14 protein-coding genes and 1 pseudogene are annotated in these 16,396 nt (G+C 71.1%); 12 read left to right on the top strand and 3 right to left on the bottom strand.

Annotated elements, in window-relative coordinates; translation table 11 throughout:
* Positions 1–2: 2 nt before the first annotated feature.
* The 8 genes from OG587_RS43840 to OG587_RS43805 all read left to right on the top strand — a co-directional run bounded on the left by OG587_RS43840 (position 3) and on the right by OG587_RS43805 (position 9,822).
* On the top strand, positions 3–950 hold the full coding sequence (locus tag OG587_RS43840; RefSeq protein WP_329084771.1) for a carbohydrate ABC transporter permease: 948 nt from the start codon (positions 3–5) through the stop codon (positions 948–950).
* 116 nt (positions 951–1,066) lie between these two features.
* Positions 1,067–1,876 (top strand): carbohydrate ABC transporter permease, encoded by an 810-nt coding sequence (locus OG587_RS43835; RefSeq protein ID WP_329084770.1) that lies wholly within the window; start codon positions 1,067–1,069, stop codon positions 1,874–1,876.
* 18 nt (positions 1,877–1,894) lie between these two features.
* Positions 1,895–3,499, top strand: a complete 1,605-nt coding sequence (locus OG587_RS43830) for a glucoamylase family protein (RefSeq protein ID WP_329084769.1) — start codon at positions 1,895–1,897, stop codon at positions 3,497–3,499.
* 53 nt (positions 3,500–3,552) lie between these two features.
* Positions 3,553–5,376, top strand: a complete 1,824-nt coding sequence (locus OG587_RS43825) for a GH39 family glycosyl hydrolase (protein ID WP_329084768.1) — start codon at positions 3,553–3,555, stop codon at positions 5,374–5,376.
* Between the two features lie 92 nt (positions 5,377–5,468).
* On the top strand, positions 5,469–6,311 hold the full coding sequence (locus OG587_RS43820) for an RNA polymerase sigma factor (protein ID WP_329084767.1): 843 nt from the start codon (positions 5,469–5,471) through the stop codon (positions 6,309–6,311).
* Positions 6,304–7,371 (top strand): CU044_5270 family protein, encoded by a 1,068-nt coding sequence (locus OG587_RS43815; RefSeq protein WP_329084766.1) that lies wholly within the window; start codon positions 6,304–6,306, stop codon positions 7,369–7,371. The genes OG587_RS43820 and OG587_RS43815 overlap by 8 nt, the downstream gene beginning before the upstream one ends.
* A gap of 105 nt (positions 7,372–7,476) precedes the next feature.
* A complete protein-coding gene (locus OG587_RS43810) occupies positions 7,477–8,019 on the top strand; it encodes a hypothetical protein (protein ID WP_329084765.1) in 543 nt (180 codons plus the stop codon).
* A gap of 330 nt (positions 8,020–8,349) precedes the next feature.
* Entirely contained in the window at positions 8,350–9,822 is a 1,473-nt protein-coding gene (locus OG587_RS43805; RefSeq protein WP_329084764.1) for a PepSY-associated TM helix domain-containing protein, read from the top strand.
* 123 nt (positions 9,823–9,945) lie between these two features.
* Here the strand turns inward: OG587_RS43805 and OG587_RS43800 are convergent, their stop codons facing one another.
* A complete protein-coding gene (locus tag OG587_RS43800) occupies positions 9,946–10,749 on the bottom strand; it encodes a helix-turn-helix domain-containing protein (protein ID WP_329084763.1) in 804 nt (267 codons plus the stop codon).
* 199 nt (positions 10,750–10,948) lie between these two features.
* Here OG587_RS43800 and OG587_RS43795 point away from each other — a divergent pair, with 199 nt between their 5' ends.
* Entirely contained in the window at positions 10,949–11,182 is a 234-nt protein-coding gene (locus tag OG587_RS43795; protein ID WP_329084762.1) for a hypothetical protein, read from the top strand.
* On the top strand, positions 11,179–11,571 hold the full coding sequence (locus tag OG587_RS43790) for a hypothetical protein (protein WP_329084761.1): 393 nt from the start codon (positions 11,179–11,181) through the stop codon (positions 11,569–11,571). The genes OG587_RS43795 and OG587_RS43790 overlap by 4 nt, the downstream gene beginning before the upstream one ends.
* 40 nt (positions 11,572–11,611) lie before the next feature.
* Here OG587_RS43790 and secA2 read toward each other — a convergent pair whose 3' ends face one another.
* Positions 11,612–13,813, bottom strand: a complete 2,202-nt coding sequence (secA2, locus tag OG587_RS43785; RefSeq protein WP_329094194.1) for an accessory Sec system translocase SecA2 — start codon at positions 13,811–13,813, stop codon at positions 11,612–11,614.
* Positions 13,814–14,252: 439 nt separating this feature from the next.
* Between secA2 and OG587_RS43780 the strand changes: the two genes are divergently transcribed.
* Positions 14,253–15,044, top strand: coding sequence for a class II aldolase/adducin family protein (locus OG587_RS43780; RefSeq protein WP_329084760.1), 792 nt, complete (start codon positions 14,253–14,255; stop codon positions 15,042–15,044).
* A 314-nt stretch (positions 15,045–15,358) separates the two neighbouring features.
* Here the strand turns inward: OG587_RS43780 and OG587_RS43775 are convergent.
* Positions 15,359–15,484, bottom strand: a pseudogene (locus tag OG587_RS43775) (EamA/RhaT family transporter); the annotation flags it as partial.
* A 543-nt stretch (positions 15,485–16,027) separates the two neighbouring features.
* Between OG587_RS43775 and OG587_RS43770 the strand changes: the two are divergent.
* Positions 16,028–16,393, top strand: a complete 366-nt coding sequence (locus OG587_RS43770) for a VOC family protein (RefSeq protein ID WP_329084759.1) — start codon at positions 16,028–16,030, stop codon at positions 16,391–16,393.
* Positions 16,394–16,396: the final 3 nt, after the last annotated feature.

The following is a 16,396-nucleotide window of genomic DNA, read 5'->3' as shown; positions in this document are numbered from 1 at the left end:
CCATGGTGGTCAGCGAGCGGGTGGACTCGCGCGAGTCCACCGGACCGGCCCCCGCCGGGGCGCGGCGACCCCGGGGTGGATTCCGCCGTACCGGCCTGGCCTGGATGTTCGTGACGCCGTTCGTCGTGATGTTCGCGGTGTTCTGGGCGGGGCCGCTCCTCGTCGAGCTCGGCATGAGCTTCACCGACATGCGCAGTACCGACGTGCGCGACCCCCTGGGGGTGAACCTCGTCGGGATCGACAACTACCTGCGGCTGTTCGACGACGAGCTCATGCGCAAGGCGGCGGTCAACACGCTGATCTTCGTGGTGACGGCGCTCCCGCTCACCATCGCCCTCGGCCTGGGCGCGGCCGTGGCGCTGAACTCGGGGATCGCCCGGCTGCCCGCCGCGTTCTTCCGGCTCGGTTACTACCTGCCGTACGTCACCAGCATCATCGGCGTCGCGGTGGCCTGGAGGTTCCTGCTCGAACCCGACGCGGGACTGGTCAACCAGCTGCTCGGAGCGGTGGGCGTGGACGGCCCCCGCTGGCTAGCCGACGAGAACCTGGCGCTTCCCGTGATCATCGTGATGACCGCCTGGCGGAGCTTCGGCTTCGACATGGTCGTCCTGCTGGCCGCCCTGCAGGGCATCCCCCGGGAGCTGTACGAGGCGGCGGAGGTCGACGGCGCCGGGCGCTGGGAGCGTTTCCGCTCCGTCACGCTGCCGATGCTCCGCCCGGCGCTGCTGTTCTGCACCGTCTACAGCTCGATCGGGTTCGCCCAGTTCATGGAGGAGCCGCTGGTGATGACCAGGGGAGGCCCGGCGGGAGCGACCACCTCGGCGTCGCTCGCCATCTACAACCAGTTCGGCTCCGGCAACTACGGCTACGCCGCCGCCGCCGCGAGCGTCCTGTTCACCGTGATCGTGGCCCTGGCGGTCCTGCAGTTCCGGGTCGGGAGGTCCAGGTGAGACAAGTTCAGGGCCGGGAGGCCGACTCGAAATCCGCTTCGGGCCGGGAGGCCGGGGTGAGACAGGCTCCGAGGCGGAGTGCCCCCGCGAAACCCGTTCCGGGCCCCAGGGCCCTCGTGAAACGCCGCTTCTCCACGTACGCGCTGCTCAGCGCCGGACTCGTGCTCGTCGTGCTCCCGTTCGTCTGGACGCTGCTCACCTCGTTCAAGCCGGAGACCGAGATCAGGCGGGACCCGCCGGATTTCCTGCCGGTGCGGTGGACGCTCGGCAACTACGGCGAGCTGCTGGAGAAGATGAACATCACGCAGGTGTTCGTCAACAGCGCGGTGGTGGCCCTCGCCACCGTCGCGGGCAACCTGCTGTTCTGCTCGATGGTCGGATACGCCTTCGCCAAGATGGCCTTCCGCGGCAAGAACGTGCTCTTCGCGCTGGTCCTGACGCAGATGGCGCTGCCCGCCATCGTGGTGATGATCCCGCAGTTCGTGCTCATCGCGAAGCTCGGCCTGGTCAACACCTTTCTCGGGATCATCCTGCCCGGCCTGGTCACCCCGCTGGGCATCTTCCTGATGCGCCAGTTCATCGCGGACATCCCCGACGAGCTGATCCACGCCGCGCGGGTCGACGGCGCCAAGGAGTTCCGGATCTTCTTCCGGATCGTCATGCCGCTCTGCAGGCCCGCCCTGGCCACGCTCGGCCTGATCACGTTCCTCGGCTCGTGGAACAACTTCCTCTGGCCCGCGGTGGTGGCCCAGAGCGAGGACAAGTACACGCTGCCCGTCGCACTGGCGATCTTCAACGGCTACCAGGGCACCCAGTACGGCCTGCTCATCGCCGGGGCGGTGGTCGTCGTGCTGCCGGTCCTCATCCTCTTCGTCTTCCTGCAGCGCTTCTTCACCCAGGGCATCGCCTCCACCGGACTCAAGTAACCCACGTAAGGAGCCCCCGTGCGTCGTCGTCACACGGCCGTCCTGGCGGCCTGTCTCGCCCTGGTCGCGGCCGTCCCCTCTCCCGCCTCGGCCACCCCTTCCCCCGCCCCCTCCGTCTCCCCTTCCGCGTCTCCCCTCGTCTCCCCCGATGTCCCCTTGACAACGTCGGCGGCGGGGCGGCAGCGGGAACTGCTGCGCCGCTACGCCGTGGACACCTGGAAGTCCATGGACGCGATGACCGACCCGGCGACCGGGCTGCCCTCCGACAAGATCGACGGCTCGCTCGACCCCGCCACCCGCGCCAAGGTGACCTCGCCGACCAACATCGCCACCTACCTGTGGAGTACGGTGGCCGCCCGCGACACCCACCTCATCTCCCGGGGTGAGGCCCTGCGCCGGGTGACCAGGACGCTCGCCTCGACGGCCAGGCTGGAGCGCCACGCCCCGACCGGCCAGTTCTACAACTGGTACGACCCGCGCACGCTGGAGATCGTGCGTACCTGGCCGGAGAACGGCTCCGCCGTCCAGCCGTTCCTGTCCAGCGTCGACAACGGCTGGCTCGCGGCCTCCCTCATGATGATCCGCAGCGCCGTGCCCGAGGTCTCCAAGCAGGCCGGGGCGCTGGTGAACGGCATGGACTTCGAGTCCTACTACGACCCGCAGGCACGGCCCGACGCGGGCACCGGCCTGCTGCGCGGCGGGTTCTGGCCGGAGAAGCCCACCGGCTGCTCGGTCGAGAGCGACTACAACGACTCGGGGACCACGGTCCACTCCACCTGCCACCACTACGGCGCGCTCACCGAGGCCAGGATCGCCAGCTACGTCGGCATCGCCCTCGGCCAGCTCCCGCCCGAGCACTACTACGGCATGTGGCGCACCTTCCCCGACACCTGCGACTGGTCGTGGGCCGAGCAGAAGCCGGTCGGCGCCTGGCGCACGTACATGGGCGTCAACGTCTTCGAGGGCACGTACGGCTACCGCGGCATGCGCCTGGTGCCCACCTGGGGCGGCAGCATGTTCGAGGAGCTGATGGTGACCCAGCTCGTGCCGGAGGACGTCTGGGGCGCCAGGAGCTGGGGCCGCAACCAGCCCGTCTACATCGCCGCCCAGATCGAGCACGGCATGAACGAGGCGAAGTACGGATACTGGGGCTTCTCCCCGTCCAACGACCCCGCCGGAGGCTACCGCGAGTACGGCGTGGACGCGATCGGCATGGACACCCCCGGCTACACCTCCGACCAGGAGCGCACCTCCGTCGACTACGGGTTCGAGGGATGCCGCGAGGGGCAGCCCGAGCCGGAGTCCTACGGGGACGGCGTGGTCACCCCGCACGCGTCGTTCCTCGCGCTGCGCCACGCGCCCGACGCGGCCCTCGGCAACCTCGCCAGGCTCAGGGCGAACTTCGACTCCTACGGGCCGGGCGGTTTCTACGACGCGGTCGCCGTGCGCAGCGGCAAGGTCGCCAAGCAGTATCTCGCCCTCGACCAGGGAATGATCATGATCGCGCTCGGCAACGCGCTCGCGGACGACAGCCTGCGCCGCCACTTCGCGACCCGCGACGTCACGGCCAGACTCGCCCCCGTCCTGCGCCAGGAGGAGTGGGCCGTCGTGCCTCCCAAGTGAGTCGTGCCGCCCACGCACACATCCATCAACCGACCATCGGGGAGACGTATCTGATGAGCACGGCCGATGCCGCACGCCGAGACTGGCAGGCCCGCATCTACAAGGCGTCGGGGGAGGTGACCGCGGCCGGACGGGTCGAGGTCGCCGCCCCCCGCGGCCTGCGCGCCGACAGCGGAGGCGGGCACGTCACGCTGACCTGGGAACCGGTGGCCGGGGCCATCGGCTACATCGTCCACCGCGCGCCCGCCGAGGAGGGGCCGTACACCTCGACCGAGCAGCGCGACGTCGACGTGCCGGCCGTGCCGGATCCGCGCTACGTCGACACGCGCGGGGAACCCGCCTGGTATCGGGTCGCCGCCGTCACCACCATGGAACGGACCGGCCCCTTCGCCGGACCGGTGTTCGCCGCGCCGCTCACCGAACCGGGCGCGACGGCCCTGCGGGTGGACGCCTCCGCGAGCACGCGGCCGCTGCCCCGGCCGTGGAAGTACATGATCGGCTCCGAGCACCTGTCGTACATGCTGTCCGCCGACACCGTGGGCGGGCGGCCGATCGGCCCCGAGCTGACCGAGGCGCTGCGGACGATGCGGGAGGAGCTCGGTGTCGAGACCGTGCGCGCCCACGCGATCCTCTGCGACGACCTCGGCGTCTACCGGGAGGACGACGGGAAGCCCGTGCACGACTTCACCCGGGTGGACGAGGTCTACGACACGATCACCGCGTTCGGCATGCGGCCGATCGTGGAGCTGTCGTTCATGCCGCGCGACCTGGCCTCCGACCCGTCGAAGACGGTCTTCGGCTACGGGGCGATCATCTCGCCGCCCAGGGACTACGACCGGTGGGGCGACCTGGTCCGCGACCTCACCCGGCACCTCGTCGACCGGTACGGCCTGCGGGAGGTGGTCGACAACTGGGCCTTCGAGGTGTGGAACGAGGCCAACCTGGAGGTCTTCTGGAGCGGTACGCCGCAGGAGTTCTTCCGGCTGTACGACGTGTCGGCGGCGGCGGTCAAGGACGTCCACCCGGACATCCGCGTCGGCGGCCCGTCGTCGGCGGCCAACGGCTGGGTCCAGGAGCTGATCGACCACGTGGACGCCTCGGGCGCGGCGCTCGACTTCGTCTCCACCCACACCTACGGCAACGCCCCGCTCGACTGGCGGCCCGTCCTGGAGCGGCACGGCCGCGAGGGCACGCCGATCTGGTGGACGGAGTGGGGCCCGACCCCCACGCACTTCCACGGCATCGGCGACGGGCCGTTCGGGGCGGCGTTCCTGCTGCACGGGATGAGGTCGGCGGCCGGGCGGGTGGACGCGCTGGCCCACTGGGTGGCCTCGGACCACTTCGAGGAGCTGGGCCGCCCACCGGCGCTCTTCCACGGCGGGTTCGGCCTGCTCACGGTCGGCAACCTGCGCAAGCCCCGCTACCTCGCGCTCACCCTGGCCGACCGGCTGGGCGCGGACGAGCTCGCCTGCTCGGCCACCGGCGACGTCGCGGGAGTCGAGGCGTGGGCGGCGCGCTCGGCCACCGGCGCCGTCGGGGTGCTGGTGTGGAACGGCACCCTCGACCAGGACAGGGCCGACGGCGCGGCGATCCTGTCGCGCGAGGTCACCCTCACCGTCGAGGGACTGCCCCCGGGGGAGTACGCGGTCGGCCACCACCGGATCGACGAGCGGCACTCCAACATCCGGGCGGTCTGGGCGGAGGTCGGCGGGGGCGCGGACTGGCCGGAGGGCGAGCAGTGGGAGCGGCTGCACGCCGCGAACATCCTGGACGAGCTGGAACCCGCCCGTACCGTCCGCGCGGAGGACGGGACCCTGCGGCTGGAGTTCACCCTGCCCATGCCCGCCGTCTCCTACCTGGAGTTCACCCCGGTGTGACGGGGGAGCGCATTCATCTTGTCTCTTTCGGGAACCGCGGGCACGCGGGAGGGCAACAACGGGTGTCCTGACCGAGAGCCGAGAGGCCGGATATGAGCGAAACGAGCCGAACCCGGGCGGGGGTGGGCGGTACCTTTCCCGTCGACGAGGCGGGGGACCGTGACGCCTTCCCCGTTGGCGAGACGGGGAATCGTGGCACCTTTCCCGCCGATAGGGCGCGGGAGCGTGACACCCTCTCCGGCGACGGCGACGGCGACGGCGACGGCGACGGCGACGGCGACGGCGACGGGGTGGGGTGTCGCGACGCACTCCCCGCAGACGGGGCGCGGGACCGCGACGTCTCTCCCGCCGACGGGGCCGAGGCCGACGACGCCTCCCTCATCGAGCGGTCCCGGCGGGAGCCGGAGGCGTTCGCCGCGGTCTTCCACCGGCACGCGCCCGAGATCAAGCACTACGTCACCCGGCGACTGGGGGCCGACGCGGCCGAGGACGTCGTGGCGGACACCTTCCTGGCGGCGTTCCGCGGGAGGGAGGGCTACGACCCGTCGCAGCCCAGCGCGCGCCCGTGGTTGTACGGCATCGCGACCAACCTGATCAGGCGGCACAAGCGCGTCGAGGTGCGGCAGCTGCGCGTTCTCGAACGGACCGGCGTCGACCCGGTGACCGTCCCGTTCACCGAGCGCAGCGACGAGAGGCTGAGCGCCGGTGCCGTGCGGCGCAGGCTGGCGGCCGCCCTGGCGCGGCTGCCCGCGGGCCACCGGGACGTGCTGCTGCTGGTGACCTGGGGCGGCCTCACCTACACGGAGGCCGCCCAGGCGATGGACATCCCGGTGGGCACGGTCCGCTCGCGGGTCAACCGGGCCAGGAGCAAGGTGCGTAAGGAACTCGGCGGGGTCGACCCCACGTCCGTCAGCGAGGAGACCTTCCATGGATGAGATGACCCAGGTGAACCGGCTGCGCTCCGAGGTGCCCCGGCCGGACCCGGCGGAGCTGCGGGCCGAGGAGGGGCGGCTGCTGTCGGAGATCGCCGCCCTCGGCGCGGCGCCGCCGGCATCGGCCGCCGGCCGGGCACGCCGCTCGGAGAGCTTCAGGAGGAACCTCCGGCTGAGCCTCAGGACGAGCCTCGCGATGGGGGCCGGGGCCGCGATGATCGTGGGAATCGGGGGCGTCGGCACTCGCTCGCCCCTCGTGCCGGAGACGGCCGTCCAGGTGGCGCCCGTGTCGATGTCGGCGGTCCTCCAGCGGGCCGCGGACACCGCGAGCCAACGGGACGAGCTGCACCCGGAACCCGGGCAGTTCCTCGTCTACGAGATGCAGGTCATGTTCCCGGTCAAGCTGAAGGAGGGCGGGAAGGACGTTCGCTACCTCGACCGCAGCGTGCACAAGGTGTGGTTGCCGGTCGAGGGCTCCCCCCTGGACGGAGGGGTCATGGCGGGCGAGCACCTGGAGCCGAGGCCGTTCCCCGGGGAGCCGCTGCCCGCCGAGGCCAAGCGGCGGGAGGGAGGCGTCGCGCCGCCGTCGAAGCTCACCGGCTACGACGTCCGTGCCGAACACCGGCGCACCGACTACGCCTACCTGAGCCGGTTGCCCACCGACCCCGCGGGGATGCGCGAACACCTCTACCGGGATCTGGCGCGAGACCCTCTGGCCGACTACACGGCATGGGGGAACGTCGGCTCGATGATCACGCAGGCGTACATGCCGTCCGCCCAGCGAGCCGCGCTGTTCCGGGCGGCCGGTACGATCCCCGGCGTCGAGACCGTCGCCGAGGCCGAGGACGCCGCCGGGCGCAGGGGGGTCGCGGTGGCCATGGTCAACAGGTTCGGCGGGGTGCGGCACGAGTACATCTTCGACTCCTCCACCTACCTGTACCTGGGCGAGCGCGTCGTCGTGGTGGACGCGGCCGCGGCGGGAGCGCCCGAGGGCACCCTGATCACCTCGACGGCGCAGCTGAAGGTCGAGGTGGTCGACCGCGCACCCGAGGTGGCCAAGTAGCACAGACCGCCCAATCGTGACGTACAGACCGAGTGGTATTAATCCACACTCTTAACAAGAGTTCAAGGGGCTGGCGGATTCGCCATTCTCTGTCACCATTGCCCCATGCACGCCTTCCGTCTTGTTCGCGCCGCGGTGTTCGCGGTCGCGTGCGTGACGGCGTCGCTGGCCATGCACGTGCTGGCCGGAGGCAGCCCGGTGGGACCGGGTGTGCTGGTCTGGGCGGTGCTGCCGACCGCGGCGGGCGCGTTCGTGCTCGCCCGTCGGCGGCGCGGCTTCGGCATGCTGCTGGGCGCGAGCTTCGCCGCGCAGTACGGCATGCACCTGTGGTTCACCTCCGGCGCGGTACCGCCGTCGACCGGGCACGAGCACGGCGCCGGTGACCTGTCCACCGGCCTGTTCATGCTGCTGGTGCACGCCCTGATGGCGGTGCTGTCGGCCCACTGGCTGGAGCGGGGGGAGTGCGGCCTGGCCACGCTCCTGCTGCTGCTCTTCGCCTCGGTCCTCACCCTGCTGCGGTGGCACGCGCCCGTCGTCCAGCGCGTCACCCTCCCCGCCGTGCCCGACGACCGGGTGTCACCGGTCACCCGGCTGCTCGCCGCCGCCGTCTCGCGCCGCGGGCCGCCCGCGCCCTCGCACGCCGTCTGACATCGGGCCGTCGCGCCCGGACGCCGCCGTGCCCTCGCGGGCCCGCGCCTCCGAGCGCCGTACCCTCCCCGACCGCGGGTCGTCGCGCCGTCGCGCCCTCCCTCGTCGGTGAGCCCGAGCGCCGCCACACCGGCGCCCGGCGGCATCCGCCAGTACCTGTGCCAGTACCCGTCACGCCATGCCAACGGGCCGCGAGCCCGGTTCCCGCCATGCCTTTCCGCTGGTGAGGGCCGGAGCCCCGCCTGCCCTTCGGCGACGCCGAACTGAACCTCACACCGCGGTGGCGCGTACCTGACGGTGCGCGCGTTCCCTGCGAACGGAGAACCTCCCATGACGTCTGACGTCGAGATCCAGCCCGAGGCCGGACCGACCGGTCCCTCCCCGACCCCCGTGCCCGGGGTGCCCTCCACCTGGGCGACGCTGCGCTCGCTCCTGCTCCGCCTGCACTTCTACGCCGGAATTCTCATCGCGCCCTTCCTGCTGGTGGCGGCGACGACCGGCCTGCTGTACGCCGCCTCCTTCCAACTGGAGAACGTGGTCCACTCCCACGAGCTGACGACCTCCGTACCGGCCGGGCAGCAGAAGCTGCCCCTGGCACGGCAGGTCGCCGCCGCCACCGCCGCGCACCCCGAGGGGACCGTCGGGGCGGTACGGACCTACGACGAGCCGGACGCGACGACCCAGGTACTGCTCGACGTGCCCGGCCTCGCGGAGAGCACCCGCCTGGCGGTCTTCGTCGACCCGTACACCGCCCAGGTCCGCGGGGCACTGGAGAGCTACGGCAGCTCGGGCGCGCTGCCCGTGCGTACCTGGATCTCCCAGCTCCATCGGCACCTGCACCTGGGCGAGCCGGGACGTATCTACAGCGAGATGGCCGCCAGCTGGCTGTGGCTGGTCGGGCTCGGCGGCCTGGTGCTGTGGCTGACCCGCCGCCGCCGTGCCGGTCAGCGGCTGCGCCGCGTCGTCGCCCCCGAGCGCGGCGCCCGCGGCCTGCGCAAGACCCTCTCCTGGCACGGCTCGGTCGGCCTGTGGGCGCTGGTCGGCCTGCTCGCCCTGTCGGTCACCGGCCTGACCTGGTCGAAGTACGCGGGAGTCAACGTCGACGTGCTCCAGACCTCGCTCGGCTGGTCCACTCCGTCGATGCCCGTCTCCGGCGGTCACGGTGACCACGCCGCCGGGGGTGCCGGGGCGGGCGCCACCCCGGCCGCCGACGCGGACCAGGTCGTCCGGGCCGCGGCGGGCAAGGGCCTGTCCGGACCCCTGGAGATCGTCTGGCCGGCCGAGCCCGGCAACCCGTACGTCGTCAAGGAGGCGGACCGCCTCTGGCCGCAGCGCAACGACCAGGTGGCGGTCGACGCCGCCAGCGGCCAGGCGACCGCCGAGCTGCGCTTCGACGACTTCCCCATCGGGGCCAAGCTGACCCGGTGGGGCATCGACGGGCACATGGGAATGCTGTTCGGCCTGGTCAACCAGATCCTGCTGGCCGCGCTGGCCCTGGCGCTGATCTCGGTCATCGTGTGGGGCTACCGCATGTGGTGGCTGCGCCGCCCGACCCGCGGTTTCGGCGCCCCCTACGAGCGCGGCGGCCTGCGGCGGCTGCCCCTGGCCGTGGTCCTGCCCCTGGCGGTCGTGGTGATCGCGGTGGGCGTGTTCCTCCCGCTGCTGGGCATCTCGCTGCTCGCCTTCCTCGTGGTCGACGTCGTCCTGGCCAGGGTCGCGGCGTCACGCGCGAGGAAGCGGGAGGACAGTGAGCCCGGCGGGCCCGGTGAGTCCAGCGAGGCCGGGGCCGGGGTTTCCGGCTGAGACCCGCTGACGGCGGCTGAAGACCTTCCAGGACCCGGACCGGCCGAGACCGGGTGAACATCGGCCGGACCGGCCGAGACGGCGGGGGTGCGGCGTGGGGCGCACGCCGCATCCCCGCCCCCGTCAGTCGGGGTGGTGCTGGTGCTGCAGGTAGGCGGCGGTCTCGGGGTTCGCCGGGAAGTACGCCTCGATGGCCAGCTCGGCGACGGTGATGTCCAGCGGGGTGCCGAAGGTGGCCATGGTGCTGAAGAAGGCCAGCTCCCGGTAGCCGCGGCGGAGCCGGAGGGGAATCACGATGTCACCGGGACCCGGCCGGTCTATCTCCGGCTCCGGCTGGTCGCAGGGGTAGTCGTCGAGCTCCTGCCAGAGCGCGGCCAGGTCGGGGTCGGCGGTGAGGCTCATCTGGCGGCGGAGCCGGTGCAGCAGGTGGGCCCGCCACTCGCCCAGGTTGATGATCCGCTGTGCCATGCCCTTGGGGTGCAGGCTCAGCCGCAGCACGTTGACCGGGGGGACGAGCAGCTCCGGCGCGACCCCGCGCAGCAGCACCCCGGTCGCGGCGTTGCGGTCGATGAGGTTCCAGCGCTGGTCGACGACCACGGCCGGGTACGGCTCGTGCCCGCTCAGCACCTGCCCCAGCGCCTCCCGTACGGACGCCATGTGCGGTGAGCTGAGCGGCGTCTCCGCGTAGAGCGGCGCGAACCCGCCCGACAGCAGCAGGTGGTTGCGCTCGCGCAGTGGAAGCTCCAGCTCCTCGGCGAGGTGGAGGATCATGTCCCTGCTCGGTTTGGACCGGCCCGTCTCCACGAAGCTCAGGTGCCGGGTGGAGATGTCGGCCTGGATCGCGAGGTCCATCTGGCTCATCCGCCGTCGTTCCCGCCACTGGCGCAGAAGCTCGCCTACCGGCCGGGACGCGCTGGTGGTGGTCACGTACGCCACGATAACCGGGGGTGCTCGGCGAAACCATTACCACGTACGTAACGCGCGCCATGATGTCGGCGACGCGTACCGCCCCACGTCCGGACGATGTGAACAGGGTGCTGGAATTTATCCCCATGCATCACGGCAAACCGCCGACCTGTTGTCCAGTTCGCTGGACGCCACTCGTCCAGTACGCTAAATTCCGTGCGTGCTTCAGACATACCTCGAGATCCGCGATCGGATCTACGAGCTCGCACGTCGGCATGCCCTGCGTCCCGACTGGATCGACGCGGGCAGGACCACCCGGTCCCTGTTGCTCTACGAATCCGATCAGGTGGTGGTCGCCCGGTCCCGGGTTCCCCTGCGGCATATGGACCCCGACCTGCTCGCGGCTCTCGTACATGATTTGGAAGACGTGTTCGGAAAGGGATGGTTGGAATGACCGGTGCACCCCTGCGGCTCACGATGAAGGCTGTGCGCAAGACCGATTACTGGATCGCGCTCCCGATGGACGCCCCCATCCAGGGGGGCGTCTCCGGCGACACCCTCGCGGAGCTGTACGAAGAAGTGGAGGCGGTCAAGCACTTCATCCTCGACGCCTCCGCGGAGGCCGAGATCGTCGTGACGTACCTGTACGAGGTGGCCGGTGTTCCGTCCACGGTGCTCGACACCTACAGGGAGCTTCGGGCCCGGCGCGACCAGGTGGCCGCGCAACTCGGCGAGACCGCCAGAGAGGCCGTGGCGGCCCTCCGGGCGGCGGGCGTCTCCGTTCGCGACAGCGCGGCCCTGCTGGAGCTGTCGAAGTCGCGGGTTGACCAGCTCGGCGCCTGAAGGACGGCCCTCCCTGGGATGAGGGCCGTCCTTCAGGGCGTCAGCGGTGGCGGACCTTGGTGGCGAGGCGGTTGAGGATGCGGTCCCACTCGGTGCCGAAGGGGTTGTCCTGGACGAGGTAGGTCCAGGTGGCGGTGGGGCGCTTGAGGCCCGCGCCCTCGAGGTCGAGGCCCTCGTCGGTGACGGAGGCCGTCTCGAAGGCCTCGACCGAGCGTGCCTCGATCTCGGCCAGCAGGCGCTGGTAGGCCGGGACGGCGTCCTTGTGGAACTCGTCGATCGGGTTGAGCCTGCCGAGGACCCGCAGGTGGATGCCCTCCCGCAGCTCCGCCAGGTACGCCAGGTGGTCGGCCCAGCCGCGGTCGAGGTGGAACAGCACGATCTGGCGGGCGGCCTCGTGCAGCACGTCCTCGCCGACCCTCTCCTGCAGCTCCGCCCACCGCTCGGGAGCCGCGGCGGCCAGGGCCTCGCCGGCCACCCTGTCGCGCAGGACCCGGTCGCGGCGCTCCAGCAGCTGGCCGCGCTGGCGCTCAAGCAGGCGGGTGTAGCGCCAGGTGTTGCGGTGGATCTCCATGTTGACGCCCTCGGCGACCCGCTGGGCGTGGCCCACGAGGGAGTGCTCCGGCACGCCCTTGGCGTACTCGTCGGCGACGTAGTGGGTGATCAGCTCGTCCTCGCCGCTGACGAGGAAGATCGAGCCGCCGGGGTCGCCCTGGCGGCCCGCGCGCCCGCGGAGCTGGTCGTCCAGGCGGCTGCTGGTGTGCCGGCCCGAACCGATGACGTACAGGCCGCCGAGCTCGTCGACGCCCTCGCCGAGGCGGATGTCGGTGCCGCGCCCGGCCATCTGGGTGGAGACCGTGAGCGCGCCGCGCTCCCCGGCCCGGGAGATGATGGCCGCCTCCTCGGCGTCGTTCTTGGCGTTGAGGACCACGCACTCCAGCCCGCGCCCGGCCAGGGTCAGCGCCAGGCGCTCGGACTCGGCCACGTCCAGGGTGCCGATCAGGATCGGCCGGCCGGTGGCGTGCACCTCGACGATCTCCTCGACCAGCGCGAGGTCCTTCTCCATGCGGTACTCGAAGAGGCGGTCGGGCTCGTCGGTCCGCACGCACGGCCGGTTGGGCTGGACCACGGCCACCTTGAGGTCGTAGAACTCCCGCAGCTGGTCGCCGACCGCCACCGCGGTGCCGGTCATGCCGCACTTCTCCGGATAGCGGGTGATCAGCGCCTGGACGGTGATCGAGTCGAGGATCTCGCCGGTCTCCGACGGTGAGAGCGCCTCCTTGGCCTCCACCGCCGCCTGCAGCCCGTCGGGCCAGCGCTGCAGCAGCGCCACCCGGCCCCGCGACGGGTTGATCAGGTGCACCTTGCCGTCACGGACGATGTAGTCGACGTCCTTGGTCAGCAGGGCGTGCGCGTGCAGTGCGAGGTTGACGTCCGTCAGGGTGGCCGGGGTGTCGTAGAGGTCGAGGCCGAGCGCCTGCTCGACGGTGTCGATGCCCTTGCTCGTCAGGTGGACGTTGCGCGCCTGGTCGTCGAGCTCGTAGTGGTAGCCCTTGACCAGCTGCCTGACCAGCGCCGCCATCTCCGGCACCGAGTCGCCGGGGTCGGCGGCCCCGGCCAGCACCAGCGGCACCCGGGCCTCGTCGACCAGCACGGAGTCGGCCTCGTCGACCAGCGCCACGGCCGGTGCGGGCACGATCAGGTCGTCCACGCCGGTGCTCAGCCGGTCGCGCAGCACGTCGAAGCCGATCTCGCTGACCGAGCCGTACGTCACGTCCGCCGCGTAGGCCGCCCGGCGCTCGTCGGGTGTGGAGTTCTGTCCGATCCAGCCGCAGGAGACGCCGAGCGTCTCGTAGAGCGGGCCCATCCACTCGGCGTCACGCTGGGCCAGGTAGTCGTTGACCGAGATGACGTGGACGCGCTTGCCCTGCAGGGCGTATCCGGCGGCGGCCATCGCCCCGGACAGGGTCTTGCCCTCGCCGGTGGCCATCTCCGCGACGTTTCCCGACAGCATCGCCAGCATGCCGACCAGCTGCACGTCGTACGGGCGCAGGTCGAGCGTGCGGCGCGAGGCCTCCCGCATGATCGCGCAGAACTCCGGAAGGTCGTCGGCCGACGGCGTGGGCAGCTCGTCGAGCGCGCGGATCCGTTCCTCGCGGGTCCCGGCCTCCGCGACGACCCGCTCGAACTTCGAGAGGTCGATGGAGCCGGGGCGTTCGAGGAGCCGCCTGAATAGCTGGGTAATCGAGGCCACGTTCCCTCCAACGCCCGTCTCCGGGCTCGCGTTCCGTCTCTCCGCACATTGTGGTGCAAAGATCGGCCGTTCAGGATCCAGGTGCGTCCGTCAGGTTTTCGGGGCACCCGGGACTTGCCATGCCATAGCGCGATAAGTCGGACGTGATTTTAGCCAACAAGTCGTGGACATCCACGGTGATCGGAACAAAGGTTGGAACATGGCCTTCTCCGGTTACCGGTACGAGATCCACTTCGACGGCCTGGCCGGGAACCCGCCCCGGTACTCGACGTCCGTCGCCGACCCGGACCGCACTGACTCGGACCGACCCGCGCCGACCCGCGCTGACTCGCACCGACCCACGCTGACTCGCGCTGACTCGCACCGATGAACCGGTGAGTGCTGGACATACGATGATCGTCATAGACACGATGACCGCCCTGGAGGCGCGATGAGCCTGTCCGACCTGCAGCCCGTTCCCACCGACCAGCTCGTCTTCCGGCTGCCGCAGAAGTTCGAGACCGTGGAGGAGGAACGCCGCCACCGCCGGGAACGCCTGGCCGCCGCGCTGCGGCTGTTCGGCAGGTTCGGCTTCGAGGAGGGCGTGGCCGGACACATCACCGTCCGCGACCCCGAGCACACCGACCATTTCTGGGTGAACCCGTTCGGCGTGTCGTTCAAGCACATCAAGGTCAGCGACCTGATCCTCGTCAACCACGAGGGCCAGGTGGTCGAGGGGCGCCACCACGTCAACCAGGCCGCGTTCGCGATCCACTCGATGGTCCACCAGGCCAGGCCGGACGTGGTCGCCGCCGCGCACAGCCACTCGGTGTACGGCAAGGCGCTGTCGTCGCTCGGCACGCTCCTGGAACCGCTCACCCAGGACGCCTGCGCCTTCTACGAGGACCACGCCCTGTTCGACGACTACACCGGTGTCGTCGTGGAGACCGAGGAGGGCCGCCGCATCGCCCAGGCCCTCGGCTCCCACAAGGCGGTGATCCTGCGCAACCACGGGTTGCTCACCGTCGGCGACAGCGTGGACGCCGCCGCCTGGTGGTTCATCACGATGGAGCGTTCGTGTCAGGCCCAGCTCCTGGCCAAGGCCGCAGGGCCCACTGTCCAGATCACCCACGAGAACGCCAAGCTCACCCACGGCCAGATCGGCAACGACGTGGTCGGCTGGATCAACTTCCAGCCCCTGCACGACCAGATCACCGCCGCCGAACCCGACCTGTTCGACTGACATCCCGCGAGGCGTACGGCCCGTCCGGCTGATGGCTCCGAGCCACGGCCACGGCTCCGGCACCGCGAGCCCTCCGCCGGGACAGCCGTGCGACCCGCGAGGGTCCCGTACGGCTCACGCGCGGGTCCGGCGAGGGTCCCGTACGGATCTTCGTACGAGACCCTCGCGCGGCTCACGCCGGGGCGGTCACCTGTCCTCTCTCCTTCAGGGCGAGCAGGGCGACCGCGCCGAGCAGCAGGACGCTCCCGCACACCGTCGCCGAGCAGCACGATTCCCAGGAACGCCGCGCCGACCGGCTCCACGAGGGAGATCACGGCGGCCGTCGTGGCGCGTACCGCGGCGAGACCGGTGAAGAAGAGCCCGTAGGCCAGGGCCGTCGGGACCGTACCCAGGTAGACGACGACCGCCCAGGAGGCGAGCGGGTCACCGGAGGGCAGCACCAGAAGGAGACGGCGACGGGGCCGAGCCCGCCCGCCTGGTGGAGCAGCGCGCCGGCCGCGCCGCCGGTGCCCCAGGCGGTCGCCGCGATGGACACGTACAGCAGGCCCCGCCGTACGGAGACATGCGTCATGAAGATCTCTCCAGATGAGGTGGTTGTCGTCAGGTCGCACGTATGCGGACGGCAAGCACCCACCGGACCGCTGGGGTCCGGTCGTCAGGAGAGGGCCGCCCGCTAGCGGGCGGTCGGCGGGGAAACGATCAGAAGCACGGGATCACCCTAGCCAGGTGCTCCTCACGGCGGCCACCACTTATCCCGGCCCGTGCCCCGGCACCCGTTCCCGGCCCCGTTCCTGACCCTGGCCCCGTTCCTGACCCTGGCCCCGTTCCCGTTCCCGTTTCTGTTCCCGGCGCCGACGTCTGCGTCTGCGTCTGCGCCGGGAATTGTCTCGGCCCATGTTCCGGGAATCGTCCCGGCATCCCCTCCGGAAACCGTCCCGGTAAACGTGACAGCAGCTGACAGGTACGGGCGAGACGATCGTTTCATGACCACGACAGCACAACTTCTCGCGGTGAGCATCGACTGCGCCGAGCCCAAGCGGCTGGCCGAGTTCTACGCGACCGTCCTCGGCTACGAGGTCCAGTACGCGGAGGACACCTACGCCGGTATCGGCGACGGCACGATGAGCATCTACTTCCAGCAGAACCTCGACCGCAAGCCGTCCACGTGGCCGGGCCCCGACAAGCAGTTCCACCTGGACGTCCGCGTCCCCGACCTGGAGGGGGCCATCCGGGACTACCTGGAGCTCGGAGCCACCCGGCCCGACTTCCAGCCCGGCGAGGGAAAGTGGGTCGTGCTCGCCGACCCCGAGGGACACCTGTTCTGCGTCTGCCCGCCCAGCGGCCAGTGACGA

It is taken from the genome of Streptosporangium sp. NBC_01469, assembly GCF_036227305.1.
GTDB lineage: Bacteria > Actinomycetota > Actinomycetes > Streptosporangiales > Streptosporangiaceae > Streptosporangium.
This window is presented reverse-complemented; position numbering and strand designations above follow the sequence as displayed.

Bases quoted from the DNA above. Each gene is read 5' to 3' on its own strand.
- OG587_RS43780 (WP_329084760.1), top strand. From the start codon at position 14,253: ATGAGCCTGTCCGACCTGCAGCCCGTTCCCACCGACCAGCTCGTCTTC.
- OG587_RS43825 (WP_329084768.1), top strand. From the start codon at position 3,553: ATGAGCACGGCCGATGCCGCACGCCGAGACTGGCAGGCCCGCATCTAC.
- OG587_RS43790 (WP_329084761.1), top strand. From the start codon at position 11,179: ATGACCGGTGCACCCCTGCGGCTCACGATGAAGGCTGTGCGCAAGACC.
- OG587_RS43810 (WP_329084765.1), top strand. From the start codon at position 7,477: ATGCACGCCTTCCGTCTTGTTCGCGCCGCGGTGTTCGCGGTCGCGTGC.
- OG587_RS43840 (WP_329084771.1), top strand. From the start codon at position 3: ATGGTGGTCAGCGAGCGGGTGGACTCGCGCGAGTCCACCGGACCGGCC.
- OG587_RS43770 (WP_329084759.1), top strand. From the start codon at position 16,028: ATGACCACGACAGCACAACTTCTCGCGGTGAGCATCGACTGCGCCGAG.
- OG587_RS43815 (WP_329084766.1), top strand. From the start codon at position 6,304: ATGGATGAGATGACCCAGGTGAACCGGCTGCGCTCCGAGGTGCCCCGG.
- OG587_RS43805 (WP_329084764.1), top strand. From the start codon at position 8,350: ATGACGTCTGACGTCGAGATCCAGCCCGAGGCCGGACCGACCGGTCCC.
- OG587_RS43820 (WP_329084767.1), top strand. From the start codon at position 5,469: ATGAGCGAAACGAGCCGAACCCGGGCGGGGGTGGGCGGTACCTTTCCC.